The following is a 1,011-nucleotide window of genomic DNA, read 5'->3' as shown; positions in this document are numbered from 1 at the left end:
GTGTACATGTTCCCGATGAGGAACTGGAGAGCGACCGGACCGTGGTACGCTATAGGCACCGCCTGGGCACAGACCTTACAAGGGCAAAGGCGAGGATAAAGAGCCTGCTCCATAAATCTGGCATGGCAATCCCAGAGAACTTCCAGAAGTCGAACTGGACGCTGGCTTTTATGAGGTGGCTGAAGGCCGTCGAGTTCCCGCACGTGTCGGCAAACCTTGCGCTCGCCCGCATGATCGGGCAGGTGGAATACTTCAGGGCACAGATCCTGGAACTGAGCGGCGAACTCAGGGATATGATCCGCGGCGACAGGTACCGGCAGGGAGCTGTTCTACTGATGACAGCACCCGGCATCGGGGCACTTACGGCATTGACCATGCTGACAGAGATCGGCGATATAGGGAGGTTTGGTACCTTCTATCGGTTCAACTCGTTCATCGGCCTCTGTCCAACGGAATTCTCCTCGGGAGAGTCGGAGCGCATGGGCCCGCTTACCCCAAGAAAACATTCGAGATTGAGAAGCCTGCTCATAGAGACCGCATGGTCGGCGGTGAGACTGGACCCTGCTATGCTCCTGGCGTATAACGAGTACAAAAAAAGGATGACCGGAAAGAGGGCCATAATCCGTATTGCGAGAAAAATGTTGAGCAGGGTATATTATATGTTACAAAAACAACAGAGCTATGAGAAAGGAATAGTAAAATGACAGAAAGCCTGCAGCCCATAGGTATATCCCCGACCAGAACACAGACATGACTACTAGGAAATCCTTGTAAAAAGATTACATATAAAAAGTTTGTAGCTTGTCTTTTGACCACAACAAGAAAATAATAGATACCTGTAGCACAGAATGTAGACTACTAATAGGAGATTGGGAAAACAGTGGCGGCAGATTGTTATATTTGTTAAGGAAAAAAAACCTGAGGAGCGGAGGCCGTTAGAAGGCCCTGTTCCAAAGGAAATCTTTTGATCTTTCTTTAAAAAAAGGTAATATTAATCATAGGAGGATTTCC

At 48.7% G+C, this 1,011-nt stretch carries 1 protein-coding gene; it reads left to right on the top strand.

The features are described 5' to 3' along the window. Nucleotides 1–704 (top strand): IS110 family RNA-guided transposase (locus ACVWYG_RS19225; RefSeq protein ID WP_457272682.1); only part of this gene is annotated, 704 nt, incomplete at its 5' end. Between the last annotated feature and the right edge of the window lie 307 nt (nucleotides 705–1,011).

The organism is Pedobacter sp. UYEF25, assembly GCF_054061655.1.
The sequence above is the reverse complement of the archived record's forward strand: the minus strand, read 5'-3'. Positions and strand labels throughout refer to the sequence as shown.